Below are 17,859 nucleotides of genomic sequence, written 5' to 3'. Positions count from 1 at the left end.
GTCTTTAATTATTTTTCAAGTTCTTGTGCCACTTCTTTCAATACTTCTATGAACGCTGCTCTGGTCTGATCGTTCTCCAGCATGTTTCGTAGAATTTTGTTAGTTTTCAGCTGACGTACAATTTTATTGTACTGCTCCTGTTCCATGCTCAGCTGCTGCAGATAATCTGACTTCTGAGTAAGGCTTTTAGGGGTAAAGTCTCCAAGATTTTGAAAACGGAATTCCTCTTCTACTATTCCCCCATCTTCTGTCTCGTGCTGTACCGATACTGAAGGCTGGAAATGTTTGAAAACATCTTCCACTGTTTTTAATCCTGTTATGACTTCAGGGGTATAAGACTCTTCTGTTGTAAGCTGGCTTACTATCAGTGATTTATTTTCCTGGATTTCCTGGATAGCTTCATTAGCGTCTACTTTTACCTCGTTTCCGCCAACACCATAATTAAACATTGCCATATTATTGTTATTTTGAGATTTACTATTTTGGTTTGGATCTGTCTTTGAATAATTTACATACGAATCAAATAAATTACCAATCCAATGTTTAAATTTAAAAAAAAACTGTAACATACAAAATTTTACTAAGATTTTTCTTGAGTCATCAAAATTTACTACCATTTATCTGACATAAAATCATCACATTACGATGTCACTAAGCTATGAAAAAATAAATAAAATCTTCCAAGAAAAAATAAAATAAAAATTTTGTTTCCTTCGCTTTTATACAAAAGTATCAAATGAACTTTAAAATAAGAATTCCTCAGACGTTACAAAAAATATTCATTATATTTAAACAAAGCGAACAGCGTCATGAAAGATGTAAAAATAGCATTCAGAAAACCCATATTTCCAGTTTCAGAAGCATTACATCAATATCTGGAAAAATATAACAGAACGACCAAGATCAGGTTCCTGTATGAAGACCTCCTGAGGTTCAGCGACAGTGTGAGTATCCTGGATAAAGATGGCAAGGATACTTTGTGGCTTGGGGTATTATATTCTGAATATGAGTTTAAAGAAATAGAAGCTAATCTCAATAAAATTTATACTCTCCTTCATTCTGATGGAGATATTGCTACCTTACCATATCTGAAAGTGGATACCATTGATTTCTGTACCTTCGGAAACTCTAAACCGTTTCGGATCCGGGTGAGAAATATACTTAATGATAATTATACGTATTTTTATATTAAACAGGCGGATGCCTCCCGGATATTCGGACTGGAGCTTGAAGATCTGCTTTCTCCCAACAGAATCAACTTTCTGGTGTATAAAAATACATTGATTGAAGAGCATATTTTAGGAATTCCCGGAGATGTTTTTATTCAAAAGCACCTGCCCAATTGTACGGAACTGGAAAAAGCACAGATTTCCAAGGAATTTGTAAAGTTCAATGAGCGCTGTCTCATTGGGCTCCTGGGTGACATGCGCTCTTACAATTATGTTGTTATTCCAATACATGATTTTGACCAGGTGATTTACAGAATTCGCCCCATTGATTTTGATCAGCAGACTTATGAAGGAAATCTGAAAGTCTACCTTCCTCAGTATTTCAAAGAAAACAATCAAATGGTCAATATGGTTCTGGAAAAACTGAAACCCAGCTCTATAGAACAATACCGTAAGGAAGTCCGTTCACAGATCGTAAAAAGAGTAACCAGCAGTAAAAACAGATTTGATGAACTGATTTCTATTATGAAAAAAGACAATATTGCACCGGAAACCAATGTTATAGAATTAAGAACGGCCTTGCAGAAACTTACTTATGATGTCAATTTCAAATACTGTAAAACCATGGGTGACATTATGGAAACCGGAATAAAATTTGTACTAAGGAATTACAAGAGAGAATATTAAGAAAAGAAAATCCATCTCAAACAATAAGAGATGGATTTTTCTTTTCTAACAATTTCAGGTAAAATTACCAGATTTTTATTCTGTCCTGAGGAGCTTTATACATTTTGTCTCCCGGTTTGATATCAAATGCTTTGATGAATGAGTCCTGATTTACCAAAGGACCGAAAGCTCTGAACATTCCCGGAGAGTGTGGATCTGTTTTCACCTGGTTGATCATATACTGATCAGTCGCTTTAGTTCTCCAAACGGTTGCCCAGCTCATAAAGAATCTCTGATCCTGAGTGAAGCCACTGATTTTTCCAGGATTTCCTTTATCTTTTAAATACATCTGAAGTGCATCATAAGCTACTGCTACCCCTCCTAAGTCACCGATGTTTTCACCACTTGTAAATTTACCGTTCACGAAGCTGCCCTTTACGGGTTCATAAGCACTGTACTGCGCTGCCAGCTGCCCCACTTTTGCATCAAAGTTCTTACGGTCAGCATCTGTCCACCAGTTATTCAGGTTACCATCCCCATCGAAACGGGAACCACTGTCATCAAATCCATGAGAAATCTCGTGACCGATAACAGCTCCGATACCACCAAAGTTCACGGCTGCATCTGCTTTAGGGTTATAGAAAGGTGGCTGAAGAATAGCTGCCGGGAATACAATTTCATTGTTTGATCCGCTATAGTAAGCGTTTACAGTTTGTGGAGACATTCCCCATTCTGTTTTGTCAACCGGTTTTCCTACTTTATCCAGACTTCTCTGATACTGCCATGCTGCTACATTCTGAAGGTTAGAATAAAGCGTAGCACCATCTTTTGGAGATTCCACCTTCAGTTGGGTATAATCTTTCCATTTATCAGGATATGCGATTTTCACAGTAAACTTGGATAATTTTTCCTGAGCTTTTACCTTAGTTTCAGGAGACATCCAGTCTATATTCGCAATATGTGTTTTGAATGATTTTAAAAGATAATCAATATACGTTTCCATCTGCTTTTTGGCCTCAGGAGTAAAGTATTTGTCTACATACAGTTTTCCGAAAGCTTCACCAAGAACACCATTCACAAGAGTAAGCCCTCTTTTGTTCATTGGACGCTGTTCTTTTTGTCCCTGTAAATATTTAGCATAGAAATCGAATCTGATCTGCTCTAAGCTGTCATTCAGATTGCTCGCATTTCCATTAATAATATGATATTTCAGATAGTCTTTCAGCAAAGGAAGGTTTTTCTGTGTAATAAACTGATCCATATTCTGGTAGTACTTCAGCTCTCCGATGATCACCCTATCTGTATTTACGCCTGCATCTTTCAGGTATTTTGCCAGATCTACATTTTTAACCACACCTGATAACTCTGATACGTTTTTAGGATTATATCTTAAATTGGCATCTCTGTTCTGCTCAAGCGTCAGCAAATAATTCGCAAGCTGTTTTTCAAAGTCCACTACATTCTGCGCCGCCTGGGTATTATTTTTGTATCCCAATACTCCGAATAGCTTCCCGACATACATCTGATATTCTGCCAGTGTTTTAGTATTGGCATCATTTACTTTCTGATAGTAATCTCTTCCCAGGCCCAAATCCGGACCACCAAGATACACCGCATTCATATTGGAATTCTTCATATCAGCGCCTACCCTCCATCCGTAGAAGGAATTATCTCCTAACCTCGTAGCCTCTAAAAGGTATTTCTGAAGATCATTAAGATTTTTAATGGCATCTACTTTGGCAAGATCCGCTTTGATAGGTGTAAGACCTTCTGTATTTCTCTTATTGGTATCCATAAAAGAAGCATACAGATTCTGAATTTTCTGCCCTTCTGATCCGGCTGGATAGGTTTCTGTAAGAATTTTATTCAGGATATCCAATGAAGCATCATCCACATTTTCTCTCAAAGCATTGAAAGATCCCCAGTTTGCTTTATCGGAAGGAATCTGAGTCGTTTTCACCCAGTTTCCATTCACATAGCTAAAAAAGTCATCCTGCGGACGGACACTTGTATCCATGTATGACAAATTAATCCCCTCCTCTTTTGCTTCTTCTTTTACCGGCTCAGCTATGGTCACTGTAGCTTCGGTTTTATTCTCTGTCTTTGCAGTCTTTGCTGCACCACACGAATTAAGAAATACAATGCCTGAAAGGGCAAGTATTCCAATATTTAGCTTTTTCATTAAAGATAATTTTTGATTTTACACAAACTTCTCAAATATACAAACTTTAATGATATGTAATGAATGATATTTATATATGGGTGAAAATTGGAGATTTAGATTTAGATTAAAAGTTTAAGGTTTAAAGTTCATAGTTTAATGTTTGGTGCTATTGGGTGGACCACCCCGTCAAAAAATTCTTTGAATTTTTGCCACCCCTCCAAGGGAGGGGAATGATGGAAGACGTTATTATAACTATTATCCCTTCGATTCGTCTCACAATCCCTATTACTTTTTACTTATTACCTATTTTCCCTAATCCCTAAAATCTGCTACCTATCATCTATCACCTGCTACCTCTAAAAAAAACAAAACCGCCCATTGCTGAGCGGTTATTATTGTTACCAGATTTTGATTCTGTCTTCAGGAGCTTTGTATAATTTATCTCCTTTTTTCACGTCGAAAGCTTTGTAGAAGGCATCAACGTTGATCAGCGGACCAAAACTTCTGAAATATCCCGGAGAGTGCGGGTCAGTTTTCACCTGGTTGATCATATATTTCTCACTTGATAATGTTCTCCAGACTGTTGCCCAGCTCAGGAAGAATCTCTGATCCTGGGTAAATCCACTGATTTTACCTGGATTTCCCTTATCTTTTAAATACATCTGAAGGGCATCGTAAGCGATATTTACCCCTCCTAAGTCAGCGATATTTTCACCGTTTGTGAAAGTACCATTCACAAAAGTTCCTTTTACCGGCTCATATTTATCATATTGAGAAGCAAGCGCTTTTGTTGCTTTTTCAAAATTAGCCTTATCTTCCGGAGTCCACCAGTCTACAAGATTACCGTCTGCATCGAACTGTGCTCCTGAATCATCAAATCCGTGGCTCATTTCGTGTCCGATAACCGCACCGATACCTCCAAAGTTCACTGCAGCATCAGCTTTAGGATTGAAAAATGGCGGCTGAAGAATAGCTGCAGGGAATACAATCTCGTTGTTCACCGGGTTGTAATAAGCATTAACAGTTTGTGGTGTCATTCCCCATTCTGTTTTATCAACCGGCTTACCTATCTTAGCCAGATCTTTGTTATACTGCCATTCAGCAATATTCTGAAGATTCTTGTAAAGGCTTCCTCCTTTAGCTTCAGAAATGATATTTAATTTTGAATAATCTTTCCATTTATCAGGATAAGCAACTTTTACGGTAAACTTGTTCAGCTTCTGCATTGCTTTTTCTTTAGTAGTAGAAGACATCCATGCTAAGTTATTGATATGAACGGCAAAGCTTTTCTTCAGATAGTCGATCAATTCTACCATCTGAGCTTTTGCTTCAGCAGGGAAATATTTCTCAACATATAATTTACCGAAAGCCTCTCCTAAAGAACCGTTGATCAGCTCATAGCCTCTTTTGTTAAGAGCTCTTTGTTCCTGCTGCCCTCTAAGGTATTTACCATAGAAAGCAAATCTCATATTTCCTAAGTTTTCACTTAAGTAAGCAGCACTTCCGTTGATCATGTGGAATTTCAGATAATCTTTTATAACAGAAAGATTCTGAGCATTTACCAGTTTATCAAAGTTTTTGTAGTATCCTAATTCACCGATGATTACTCTGTCTGTATTTACACCAACTTTTTTAAGATACCCCGGGATATCTACACCTTTAACAAGACTGGAAAGTTCAGCCATTGTCTGAGGGTTGTACTGAAGGGTATTATCTCGGCTCTGTTCGTTTGTAAGGTAAGTATTGGCAATGCTTTTTTCGTAATTAACGATACTTTTTGCTGCTTCATCAGCATTTTTATATCCTAATTCTTTTAACATTGAAGCTACATATTTCTGATATTCAGCAATAGCTTCTGTATTTTTCTCATTTACTTTCTGATAGTAATCTCTTCCCAGACCCAATGAAGCATTTCCTAAGTAAACAGCATTCATTTTAGAATCTTTAAGATCCGCATCAACACCCCATCCGTACAAAACATTCTCTCCGTCTTTTGTTACAGATACCAGGTAGTTCTGAAGGTCAGCCATATTTTTAATGGCATCAATTTTATTCAGGTTTTCCTGGATAGGTTTGATTCCATCTGCATTTCTCTTCTGCATGTTCATATAAGTAGCATAAAGATCCTGGATCTTTTTACCTTCACTTCCATCTGCAAATTTATCTTTCAGAAGGGAGTTCAGGATGGTCATGGAATTGTTATCCGTATCCTCAGCCAGTTTGTTAAAGCTTCCCCACGTTGGTTTATCCGATGGAATTTTGGCTGTTTTCATCCATGTTCCACTCACATAGTTGTAAAAGTCATCCTGAGGACGTACTGAAGTGTCCATCAGGCTAAGGTCTAAACCTTTGTCTGTGTTGTTCACTGCTACTTTAGCAGTTTTAGCTTGTGCGCTCATCGTAGTCTGAGTACAGATCCCTGCTATTAAAAACAAAGAAAGCGTTATTTTTTTCATTATGATAACAATTTATAGAATATGTATTATTTATTTCGAATTTGTTACTTTTCGGAAAAACAAATTTAAATAAATAAGTTGGAAGCTGGAAGTTATGAAAATCATAAGGAATGGTAATACCATCTCTACAATAACGTCCAGCTTCCATCCTCCAGCTTTATCTAAGAAGTCACGATCTCTTTTACATTCCCGGTTCTTTTCAGGAATCCCCAGGACTGCATTTCTCCTTTCAGGGCTTTTCTTAAACTCTTAAACAGCACAATATACATCAGCCATCTGTATCCGAACCTCTGAGGAATAATATACAGGAGATTGATTAACTTTTCCCGCTGTATAATGAATGCAATCAAAGCTAAAGAAGCATCCACCAAAAGGAAGATCAAATAATAACTGAATATTTTGTCTCCGTTTCCGGACAGAATTCCAAAGAACATAATCACATCTGCCAGTGGCGAAAAAAACGGTATAATGTACTGGAATAATAAAATATTCGGCATTGCCCAAAGTCCCAATCCTTTATATTTAGAATTCAGGAAAGTCTGTCTTTGTTTCCAGAACATCTGCATGATACCATAGGTCCAGCGGAAGCGTTGTTTTAAAAACTGTTTTACAGTTTCCGGAGCTTCAGTCACTGCAATGGCTCTGTTTTCGTTTGCCACCGTATATCCTGCTTTCAGTATTTTCACCGTAATATCACAGTCCTCTGCCAGGGTATCAGATGAATAGCCTCCTGCTTCAATAATTACAGATCTTTTAAATGCACCGATGGCCCCCGGAATTACGGTAATGGCATTAATGTGAGCATACGCCAGTCTGTCAAAGTTCTGACTCGTAGTATATTCTATAGACTGCCATTTCGTAAGCCAGTTTACAGCGTTTCCTACTTTCACATTTCCTGCAACAGCGGCAATTTTTTCTTCAGGATTTGAATTTAAAAACCTTGCAATAAGATATTTTACGGCATCCTGCTGCAGTTTGGTATCTGCATCAATACACACTACATATTCTGCATCCGTCTGCGAAATTCCGAAGTTCAGGGCAGTAGCTTTCCCGCCGTTTCCTTTGGTAAGGATTTTCAGTTTCGGATGATCAGGAAATGCTGCTTTTGCTTTTTCATAAGTAGAATCTTTACTTCCGTCATCTACCATAATGATATTAAAATTCGGGTACGTCTGCTTCAACAAATTTTGCAGAGACGAAACAATATTGACTTCCTCATTATAGGCAGGTACGATAATGGAAACTTTCGGATAGGATTCAAGAACCGGAAATCCACCTAATTTTTTTTCTTTTTTTCTTTCTTTAAAAGCCCAATATGCCATGAGTAATAATCTGATCAGTCCCAGCACAATAAAAATGGTAAATAATGCTACCAGAAAATGGCTTATTCCATAGATCACAGTAGCCAGCACAAGATTGAGCTGCATAATGTAATATGATTTTGTTTTAGGAACTTCAGGCATCAGTTCATTTCTGCTTTTATGCAGAATACTGGTAAGATTGGTAAAATGATATCCTTGCTTCTGAAGGGTCGGAATCAGAATTTTTAAAGCTTTTACTGTTTCTTCTCTGGTATCCCCGCCTGCATCGTGAAGAAGAATGATATTCCCTCTTTCCTGTTTGATACCTGCCATGACACGTTTTACAATTTCATCTGCCTTTATTCCCGGCTGCCAGTCTTCAGGGTCTATGTTTTCCCCAATATCCAGATAGTTTTGCTGTCTGGCCAAAGCCACCGGAATGATCTCCTCGGAAGTGGTGGGTTCAGAGTCTGCATTGTATGGGGCTCTGAACAAAATTGTACTGTGCCCTGTCACACACTCTATCAGCAGACGGGTAAGTTTCATTTCAAGCAACGCCCTTTCCGGGCTTACTTTTGCCACGTTTTCATGGGTAAATGTATGGTTTCCGATCTCGTGGCCTTCACGGTAAATTCTTTTAACCAGAGGAAGATTCTTTTCTGCATTTAATCCTACCAGGAAGAATGCTGCCGGAACATGATATTTGGACAATACATCCAATACCTGTGGTGTATATGTTTCATCCGGGCCGTCATCAAAAGTAAGAACAAGCTCTTTCTGAGGAGCACTTCCATATTTTTTTACTTCGTAAGAGCTTGGATAGGTAATATAATTTTCGTCTGTGATAATTTTCTCTTTCGGATCAATTTCAAGTGCAATTTTTCCGTCGTGAGGGGTATTCAGAACATCCAGTACTTCTCCATCTCCTATATAATCCACCATGGTTTGTCCCTTTACATTTTCCAGCGTTTTCAAATTCAGTCTGGAAAGTCCGGCAAACGTAAGATCCTTATCATAGAAATTCCATACTCTGCTGTCCTCACTTCCCAGCCTCCACAGCGCAGTTCCTGCCAACGGATATTCTGAGGAGAAACGCATAGTATTGAAAATAGAAGCTGCATCGTTGAAAAATACAGTGTGGGTTAAATTTTTAGAATCTGTGTAAGAATAATTTAAATTGAATGTATTGTCATTAAAGTCAATAACCGCTTTACTGGCACTGGCCTTTGTAATGGCCTGCATATAGGTTACAGAGGTATTGTCATCCGTATTGGAACTCCAGTCATAACCATAAGCCCCCAATCCCAGGATGATTTTTTGCGGAGCGGTTTGTTTTACAATTTTACCGGTCTGTTCTTCGATCCATTTTTGGGAAGATACCGGACCGGCGTCACTTCCTGCAGAATATTCATCATAAGCCATCAGAACAAAATAATCTACATAAGGATTCAGTCTTGGGATGCTGTAATCATCATTATCTGTCATGATATCCATTGTCACCAGCAGCTGATTCTTTTTGAAGGTTTCTGAAAGCTCTTTCATAAAAGCGATCAGATTTTCATCAGAATTCAGGTTCATATCCTCAAAGTCAATATTGATTCCTTTGAAATGGTATTTTTTACACTGCTGGGTAATCTTTTGAATCAGTTGTGTTCTTTTGTGCGGATCATTAAGAACTTTTACCAGTCCTTCTGAACGGAATTCTCTGTCGAAGTTGTTACTGAGCATCGGCATAGCAGCCACTCCTGTTCTTTTGATCACTTTGTAGCCTTCCGGGTCTACATTGGTTTTCAGATCACCTGTTTTGGGGTCAATGAAAAACCATTCCGGAAAAACAAGATTGACGTGTCTGATATTTCGTTTCAGGGACATAAGAGACTGAGGATCCCATGCCACATAAAATGCAGACCTGATTCCTCCCGGAAACTGAGTCCAGTTCCGGTTCTGATTCTTATATCTTTCTGCTCTTGCCTTCTCAATTTTATCAAGATTGGTATGAATGTTTTTTTCAGAAATAAAGTTTCTGAAACCTTTATATTCTTTGGAGATTTTATTCTCCTGAAGGTAAGGTTTATTGGCTGTAATAACAGCTTTATAATCCTCTTTAAAAGGGATTTTAGGACTTCTGTCCAGGGTCATCATCAGTCCCAAAGCAAGCAGAAGCAGTATTCCTACAAAGATAAAAATACGGCTTCCCCACTGTACACTTTTCCAGCGTTTTTTGCTGTTGGTCTGAAAAATCTGTTTGGAATTTTCCACGATTTTAAAATTTTAATGAATGGTTTTCAAAAAGTGTGAAAAACTATATTAAAATTAATTAAAAAAAAATTAAAAAGAAGGATGTTCATTTAACCGTTTACAAGTAGGCTCACCAGATCCTGAATCACTTTTTGGGAAACAAAATTCATAAAGTCCACTCTTTCCAGATGAGGCATATACAGTTTGGATGTTACCTCATGATCTTTGACCCTTATGGTGTAATACACTGTTCCTATATCTTTTCCGTCTTCTCCTTTTCCCGGTCCGGCAACGCCGGTTGTGGAAAGAGAAATATGGGTTTGAAACAATTCCTGACAGCCTTTTGCCATTTCCCTGGCTACCTGCTCGCTGACCACTGTAAATTGGTCTACTGTTTCTCTGGAAACATTTAAAATTTTTATCTTTTTTTCTGTAGCATAAGCTATCATCCCACCCAGGAAATATTTTGAACTGCCGGATACTGAAGCGATCATTTTGGCAAGCTCTCCTCCTGTACAGCTTTCTGCAGTAGAAATTGTCAGATTTCTTTCCGTGAGCATCTCTGCCAGAATATTTTCAATTTTATCCTCAGACACCGCAATGACATGTCCTTCTACCAAAGGAAGCAATTTCTGGATTTCTTCTTCTGTCTGTTGTTTCAGCAATTCTTCATTCTCCCCGGAAGCTGTAAGACGAAGCTTTACACGGGTTCCTACGGGGAGATAAGACAGTGCTATATTTTCAGGTAGCGCCAGTTCCCAGTCTTCAATGGTATCGGCGAGAATGCTCTCAGGAATTCCAACCACGGAAACAATCCTTGTATGAATATAATGAAGCCTGAATCTTTTCTGCAGATAAGGAATGATCTGATCCTTTATAAGCGGCTTTACCTCGTAAGGAACCCCCGGAAGGCTGTAGCACAGTTTTCCGTCCTGTTCCATCATCATGCATGGCGCGGTTCCGTAATGGTTTTGAAAAACGATGGATTTGGTAGGAACAAAAGCCTGCTCCCTGTTTCTTTCGAGAATTTCTGACCGTCCCCTTCTTTCCATATAGTTTTTAAGGTGGTTGAACGTCACCTCATCCAGCGCAATTTCATCATCGAAATATTCAGCCAAAGCCTTTTTGGTCTTGTCATCTCTGGTTGGTCCAAGCCCTCCTGTCGTAATGACTAAATCGCCAGTTTCAAAGGCAGTTTTCAATGCATCTTTAATGGTTTCAATTTCGTCTGAGATCGTAAGAATCTGAATAACTTTTATTCCTATATTTTTAAGTTCCGTGGCAATAAAATTAGAATTGGTATCTACCGTGTTTCCGGAAAGGATTTCATCACCAATAGTAATCAGAACAGCTTTTTCCATATATTTTCTGTTGAAAAAAATTCTATGCAAATGACGGAAAATTATATGTCAGCAGCAATATAAATTGATTTTTTCTATTTTTGACGGAATTATCTAAAACTACAATAATAATTATGTCTAAATATGATGATGCTTCATGGCATTATGGCGGTGATTTTCCTGAAGGGCTTCCTCAGAAAAACGGAGCTACACACACAGGAATGTTTCTGAACTGGTGTATTCATAACGATCTGGTTTCTGATGAACTGAAAGAAGACGCATCAGAGGAAATAGAAAAGGTAAAAAGAAGAGAAATCACAGGGGCAGAATTCATCATGGATTCCTGTGACGGGAAATTTTCTGAATATGACCTGAATGAGCTGGGAAATCTTTTTGCAAAGGATTATTATGCTGATGACACTGATTTTGGAAACAGATACAGCTCATTTGCTGACGATTACGTGAATCTTTTTGATGCCAAAGCAGAAGAAAACGATTATGAATATGAAACATTCTATCATATCGAAGATACCTACGAAAACTATGATCTGATGAAACAGGTTATTGACCATCGTTTTGAAGAATGGAAAGAATATATTAACAGCTAAAAAGCAAAAGGGCAAAACCGTAAAACAAAATACTTTATCTGCCTTTTTACGATTTTGCCCTTCTGTAATTTGCTTACTACTCCCTATTGATTATGCTTCACCCAGATCAGTTTATCTGTATCATAGCCGATTTTCTTGGCTTTCTGAAGGAAACGCTGGCGGATGCTTTCAGGGATATTGGTTGTACGGGAAAGAATCCATAAATATTTTAAACTGCTTCCTGCTACCAGGGCATATTGATAGTCTTCATCAATATCTATAACATTGTAACCGGCCCAGATCGGTTTAAAAAATGAAACTTTCAACCGGGCTTCTGTTGGGTCTTTTACAAATTTTGCTTCTCCAATGGATTCATTCCATACTTTTTTAATGTAATCATAGCCTTTGTTTCTTACCTGAACGGTTCCATCCGGATTCTCTGTATATTCTGCGGTCACATTATCCATATTTTTTTCGAACCTGTAATCAAAACGGGCAATCTCATACCACCTGCCAAGATATTTTTTAAGATCAAAATTCTTTACAGCAGATGCCCCCCTGGGAATTCTTACTGAATATGAATTGAATACGATAAGTCCCAGAGCTCCCAATGAAACGGGAAGAATAATTTTATGAATGGTTTTCATGACAGGAATATTTTGGTGGTTACTATAAAACGTCAAAAATAATGCCTTTGGTCTGTTAAAGACCCACAAATTCTATGAAAATACTTTCAGGAAATTATCTTTAAAGCTTCCCGAAACCTCTATTTCAGTATCATCAGACAACATTACTGTCCCGCTTTTATGATATGATTTTACAAATCCTGTGTTAATAATATGGGAACGATGTACCCTCACAAACGGACTTTCCAGAAGGTCATCAAAATGTTTCAAAAACCGGCACACCATCTTCTTTGAGCCATCTGTAAGATATACCTGGGTAAAATTGCCATCTGCCTGAAGCCTGACGATATCTTCTGTCTTTACAACATCAAATCCCTGCAGGGTTGGCAGGATCAGCTGCTGTTTTTCAGGTTTTAATTTAAGATTTTCAAGAAGGATCTTGTTTCGGTTAAGTTCTTCTTTTTTCTCCAGACTTTCAGCTACTTTATTGACTGCCAGAATCAATTCCTGAATATCAATAGGTTTTAAAATATAATAACTTGCCGATTTGTTCAAAGCCTGTAATGAATATTGTGAAAATGCGGTAATGAAAATGGTTTCATAAGACAATTCTTTAGTTGCTTCCAGAACATCAAAGGCATTTCCAAAAGGCATTTCTACATCCAGAAATACCAATTGGGGGTGTTTTTCGGTGATTAACGGGACAGCTTCTTTAATATTTTCAGCTTCGCCAAGGATTTCCACCTGCGGACAGTATTTGGTAAGATAGCTACTTAAAACGTCTCTTGCTATAATTTCATCGTCAACAATGACAGCTTTTATTTTCATTTGAACAGATATTAGGTGGAAGGTAACAGATTGCAGATGCAAATTAGGAATATTTAATTAATCATACAATCTGGTATTATTTGTTATTTAAAATCATTATAAATTAATACTCTGATAAGTGATTAATATTTTTTTTATTAATTTAGTTCATAAGAATTACTATAATACTAACATTCAAAAACAATTACTATGAAAAAGACAAAATTTTTAAACTTTATCGAGAAACTAGAAAACAATATGGTAAACAACAATGAGGAATCATTAATTTTAACAAATTTTTCTGAACAACAGTACGGAGGCCTTATCGGTGTTAATGACAGCAGATGCGTAAACGGAAGTTCTGCATGTAATGGATCCATTAATGATTCAAGATGTTCCAATGGTAGCTGTGATAATTCTATTAATGGAAGAAAGTGTACAGTAATATCCCCATCATAATCAATCTATTTTAAATAACTTTTAAACTTAAATATTTATTATAGTAATTCTTATTTTCTAATACTAATACCGAAAAATCAAATTTAACATGGAAAAATCTAAATTTCTCAAAATGATTGAGAAAAAGATGATTTCGGAAAATAACGAATCTCTTTTTTTATCCAAAGTCAGTGAGGATCACATGGCCGGTGAAATAGTCATTAATGGTGATCAATGTGTCAATGGAAGTTCTGCATGCCAGGGATCTCTCAACAACTCCCGATGTTCCAACGGAAACTGTGACAATTCCAGTAATGGAAGAAAATGTACAGTACTCTCTCCATCTATAGGAATTTTCTAACATTAAAAAATAATATGCCAGATAAAAACGAATATTCCGTTTTAATAGATATTGACGTGGATTTTGAACAATGAAGACATCATTTTAAGAAAGAATTATAATCAAATCATTTATAATTCTCCCTGATAGTACACATACTTTCCCATAGTATATTAACGCATTTAATACCCAAAAAAATGCATCATATTAACTCAACAATAATATAAAAATTATGTATAAGTTCAGTAAATACAACTCAATCATACCATTAAGTGATAATATTTCAGCATTATATAACTCAAAAGAGGATAAATGTATTGTCATTAAAAGAAATTTAGAAGAATACTTTAAGCTTACTCCTGTGGATTTGGAAAAAAACCACCCTTCCATATATCAGAATCTGCTTGATATTAATGCCATTGTCGATCAAAATTTAGATGAGCTTCAGGAAGTCATTAAAAGAAGCAAAGAAGTGGATTACTCTGACAAGACTTATCGTCTCATTATTAATCCAACGATGAACTGCAATTTCAAATGCTGGTACTGCTATGAATCTCACATTGTAGGTTCAAAGATGAGCAATGAAGGCGTCAACAGGATTATGAAATTTATAGATAAAACTCTTGAAAATAATAAAAATCTCAACTCATTTGATCTTTCATTTTTTGGTGGAGAACCTCTGATGTATTATAGCAAAGTAACAGAACCTATAATTAATCACTACAGGACCCAATATGAGAATTATCCGAATATCAATTTCACAATTTCTTTTACCACCAATGCCTATCTCCTGAATGACAAAATGGTAAACCATCTTACTTATGAGAATGATAATAAATTTTTCCAGATCACTCTTGATGGTGGAAGGGAGGAACATAATAAGGTAAGAGTTGCTCAAAAAGAAGAAGGTTCTTATGATAAAATTATTTCTTCTATAAAAACACTAATCAAAGAAAAGATAAGTGTCCTTATAAGGATTAATTATACTGCCGAAAATATTGACTCAACAAAATTGATAGTAGATGATCTCATTGATATCAGTGAAGAAGACAGACAATATCTAAGCATCAGTTTCCATCAGGTTTGGCAGGATATTGAAGTGAATAATATTGATGAAAAAGTAAAGGAAGTAATGGAGCTTTATCAGAAACATAATCTAATACCTGCAGGTGAAGAAACAGAACTCTTAGAGGGTCTTGCTAACCCTTGTTATGCCGACAAAAAAAACGAAGCTGTTATCAACTATAATGGCGATGTATACAAGTGTACGGCCAGAGACTTTACAAAAGAAAACAAATACGGAGAACTGAATGAGGAAGGAGAAATTGAATGGAATGAGAAAATCCTTACATGGGAAACTTTAAAAATACAATCTAAAGCATGTCAAAACTGTAGAATACTTCCTTTATGCGGAGGAGGATGCCATCAAATAAATTTAGAAGCAAAAGGGCTTGATAAATGTCAGATGGGCTATGATAATGATAAAAAAGACGAAGTAATCATGAATCGTCTGGAAAAACTGTTTTTTCATGAAGCGTAAAATCAAATTTGTACATCAACTTGAAGCTAATGACTGCGGCCCTGCATGTCTTCAGATGATTTGTGCATTTTACGGAAAAAAATATACTTTAAGAGAAATTAAAAAAAATCTGACGGTTTCAAAACTTGGCATATCAATCAAAGATCTGAGACTGTTTTTAAAAAAAAACGGATTTAACTGTGCGACCGTAAACATTACTTTAGATGATATTTATGAAATGCCTCTGCCTTCTATTTTATATTTGAAGCATGGGCATTTCATTATTCTTGAAAATATAGGAAAAAAAAATATTGATATTATAGATCCCGGCTTCGGAAAAGTAAGCCTTTCTTTAGACTCTTTCAGAGAAAAATGGCTGAACGGCTCATCTGGTATTGCTGTTGTTTTTGAACCTTCGGAAGATTTTAAAAGTATAGAATTAGTTACCGATAAAGAAGAAAAACAAAAAAGCCCAATTATAGCTAACGTAAAAAAGATACTTAAAAAAAACAGGAAAAAATTTTATTTTTCAGTTCTCCTGACATTGATCACTTTAGTTGCCAATTGGGCAATGCCAATCTTATTGAAAGAAAATATTGACAAAGGAATATTATCAAAAGATATGCATATTGTATTAAAGTTATTGTTACTTCAGTTCATATTTGCAGTCAGTTTTTTGCTGTCCCAAAGTCTTTCAGAAGTAATCAACACAAAAATAAGCCTCGAACTGAATATTGATTTCAATAAACTTTACTTTTTAAAGATCCTGAAGCTCCCGATAAGTTATCATGATTCAAAGTTCAAATCTGACCTGATAGAAGGATTGAGTGATCAGCACAAAATAAATTATTTCATCACTTACAGTTTGATAGGAGTAGCTACCAGTATTCTGAATATAATTGTATTTTCATGTTTACTGATCTATCAGAATTATAAAATATTCCTGGTATTTGTACTGTTCAGTATTATTTCTTTTTCTTATATACTTCTTTTCTTTAAAAAGAAAAAGCAGATTGATTACTCCCTGTTTGCTCTGGAATCAGCCAATCGGAATACGATTTATGAGTTGATTATGGGGATCACTGATATAAAGATTAACAGTGCAGAAAAATCCAGACTTTCCAATTGGATGAATTCTGAAAACAAACTAAAAACATTGAAAACAAGACTGGCATATATTAATTTTTACATGAATGACGGGCATCTATTCATATCAAAAATAAGAGATATTACCCTTATAGGCTATACTTCCTATCTTGTTATTGAATCACAGATAACATTAGGTCTGATGATGATGATCAGTTATGTACTGGGACAGCTTTCTGCTCCTCTTCAGCAGCTTACAGATTATACTCAGAACTTTCAAAATACTAAGCTGGCTCATGACAGGCTCACCGATATTTACAACAAAGAAAATGAGACAAAGGAGACCGGGAAATATAGTAATATAGAATCTGTCAATCAAATTACATTAAAAGAGGTAAACTTTAAATATGACATAAATGCAGACCAGGAAGTACTTAAAAACATCAATCTTGTCATTAAAAAAAATACGACTACAGCTATTGTAGGAGAAAGCGGAAGCGGAAAATCAACTCTGCTTAAATTATTATTAGGTTTCTATTATCCAACAGATGGAAGAATCTATATTGGAAATAACAGCATACAGGAGATTAATATTAAAGACTGGAGACAAATGTGCGGGGCAATCCTTCAGGAAGGATATATATTCAGTGGCTCAATTCTTGAAAATATAGCAATGTCTTCAGAAAACCCTGATATGGAAAAACTTAGTCTCGCCCTTAAAATAGCGGAATTATATGAGAAAGTAGAGAGTTTGCCAATGAAGCATTACACTAAAATAGGTGAAATCGGAGTTGCCCTGAGCGGAGGTGAAAAGCAAAGGCTCCTGATTGCCAGAGCAATTTATAAAGACCCTGATTTTATATTTTTTGATGAGGCTACTTCTTCTCTGGATTCCATTAATGAAAAGAAAATTATTTGCAATCTGAATACCTATCTTAAAGACAGAACTTCAGTGATTATAGCGCACAGACTCAGCACCATCAAAAGTGCAGATCAGATCATTGTACTGAAAAATGGTGAAATTGTAGAAACAGGAACTCACGAAGAACTATTGTACAAACAGTCTGAATACTCAAAACTTGTATCCAATCAATTACAATTATCTACTTAAAAAAGAAATAA

General features: G+C 36.2%; 13 protein-coding genes. 6 read left to right on the top strand and 7 right to left on the bottom strand.

Going from position 1 to position 17,859, the window contains the following annotated elements; translation table 11 throughout:
• Nucleotides 1-8 precede the first annotated feature (8 nt).
• A complete protein-coding gene (locus tag AC3FI7_RS22310; RefSeq protein WP_228451261.1) occupies nt 9-455 on the bottom strand; it encodes a type VI secretion system contractile sheath small subunit in 447 nt (148 codons plus the stop codon).
• A 354-nt stretch (nt 456-809) separates the two neighbouring features.
• On the opposite strand from AC3FI7_RS22310, the gene AC3FI7_RS22305 reads away from it, so the two are divergent.
• Nucleotides 810-1,856 carry a hypothetical protein gene (locus AC3FI7_RS22305; protein WP_142724627.1) on the top strand — a complete coding sequence of 349 codons (1,047 nt, stop codon included), beginning with the start codon at nt 810-812 and terminating at the stop codon, nt 1,854-1,856.
• A gap of 64 nt (nt 1,857-1,920) precedes the next feature.
• On the opposite strand, the gene AC3FI7_RS22300 is transcribed toward AC3FI7_RS22305, so the two are convergent.
• The 4 genes from AC3FI7_RS22300 to AC3FI7_RS22285 form a co-directional block, all read right to left on the bottom strand.
• Complete coding sequence (locus AC3FI7_RS22300; RefSeq protein ID WP_491460943.1) at nt 1,921-4,017, bottom strand: M13 family metallopeptidase; 2,097 nt, start codon at nt 4,015-4,017, stop codon at nt 1,921-1,923.
• A gap of 380 nt (nt 4,018-4,397) precedes the next feature.
• Nucleotides 4,398-6,455, bottom strand: coding sequence for a M13 family metallopeptidase (locus tag AC3FI7_RS22295; protein ID WP_142724629.1), 2,058 nt, complete (start codon nt 6,453-6,455; stop codon nt 4,398-4,400).
• A gap of 161 nt (nt 6,456-6,616) precedes the next feature.
• On the bottom strand, nt 6,617-10,015 hold the full coding sequence (locus AC3FI7_RS22290; protein ID WP_491460942.1) for a trifunctional glycoside hydrolase family 18/polysaccharide deacetylase/glycosyltransferase family 2 protein: 3,399 nt from the start codon (nt 10,013-10,015) through the stop codon (nt 6,617-6,619).
• Between the two features lie 89 nt (nt 10,016-10,104).
• Nucleotides 10,105-11,355 (bottom strand): CinA family nicotinamide mononucleotide deamidase-related protein, encoded by a 1,251-nt coding sequence (locus AC3FI7_RS22285; RefSeq protein WP_491460941.1) that lies wholly within the window; start codon nt 11,353-11,355, stop codon nt 10,105-10,107.
• A gap of 113 nt (nt 11,356-11,468) precedes the next feature.
• On the opposite strand from AC3FI7_RS22285, the gene AC3FI7_RS22280 reads away from it, so the two are divergent.
• Complete coding sequence (locus tag AC3FI7_RS22280) at nt 11,469-11,942, top strand: DUF7832 domain-containing protein (RefSeq protein WP_491460940.1); 474 nt, start codon at nt 11,469-11,471, stop codon at nt 11,940-11,942.
• Nucleotides 11,943-12,025: 83 nt separating this feature from the next.
• Here the strand turns inward: AC3FI7_RS22280 and AC3FI7_RS22275 are convergent, their stop codons facing one another.
• Both AC3FI7_RS22275 and AC3FI7_RS22270 read right to left on the bottom strand, forming a co-directional pair.
• Nucleotides 12,026-12,568, bottom strand: coding sequence for a lipocalin family protein (locus AC3FI7_RS22275; protein ID WP_142724633.1), 543 nt, complete (start codon nt 12,566-12,568; stop codon nt 12,026-12,028).
• Between the two features lie 72 nt (nt 12,569-12,640).
• The gene (locus tag AC3FI7_RS22270) at nt 12,641-13,375 is read right to left on the bottom strand and encodes a LytR/AlgR family response regulator transcription factor (RefSeq protein WP_491460939.1); all 735 of its coding nucleotides are present in this window, start codon (nt 13,373-13,375) and stop codon (nt 12,641-12,643) included.
• Between the two features lie 189 nt (nt 13,376-13,564).
• Here AC3FI7_RS22270 and AC3FI7_RS22265 point away from each other — a divergent pair, with 189 nt between their 5' ends.
• From AC3FI7_RS22265 to AC3FI7_RS22250, 4 genes are all read left to right on the top strand, one after another.
• Entirely contained in the window at nt 13,565-13,813 is a 249-nt protein-coding gene (locus tag AC3FI7_RS22265; protein WP_491460938.1) for a hypothetical protein, read from the top strand.
• Between the two features lie 88 nt (nt 13,814-13,901).
• Nucleotides 13,902-14,153, top strand: coding sequence for a hypothetical protein (locus AC3FI7_RS22260; protein ID WP_291903899.1), 252 nt, complete (start codon nt 13,902-13,904; stop codon nt 14,151-14,153).
• A 211-nt stretch (nt 14,154-14,364) separates the two neighbouring features.
• Nucleotides 14,365-15,672: a radical SAM protein gene (locus AC3FI7_RS22255; protein ID WP_491460937.1), complete on the top strand. Its 1,308-nt coding sequence runs from the start codon at nt 14,365-14,367 to the stop codon at nt 15,670-15,672.
• Entirely contained in the window at nt 15,662-17,848 is a 2,187-nt protein-coding gene (locus AC3FI7_RS22250) for a peptidase domain-containing ABC transporter (protein WP_491460936.1), read from the top strand. Before AC3FI7_RS22255 ends, AC3FI7_RS22250 begins: the two co-directional genes overlap by 11 nt.
• The last annotated feature ends 11 nt before the right edge of the window (nt 17,849-17,859 follow it).

The organism is Chryseobacterium sp. TQ-BC-N36 (assembly GCF_058382295.1).
Note: the sequence above shows the minus strand (reverse complement) of the source record. Positions and strands in the feature narration are given on the sequence as shown.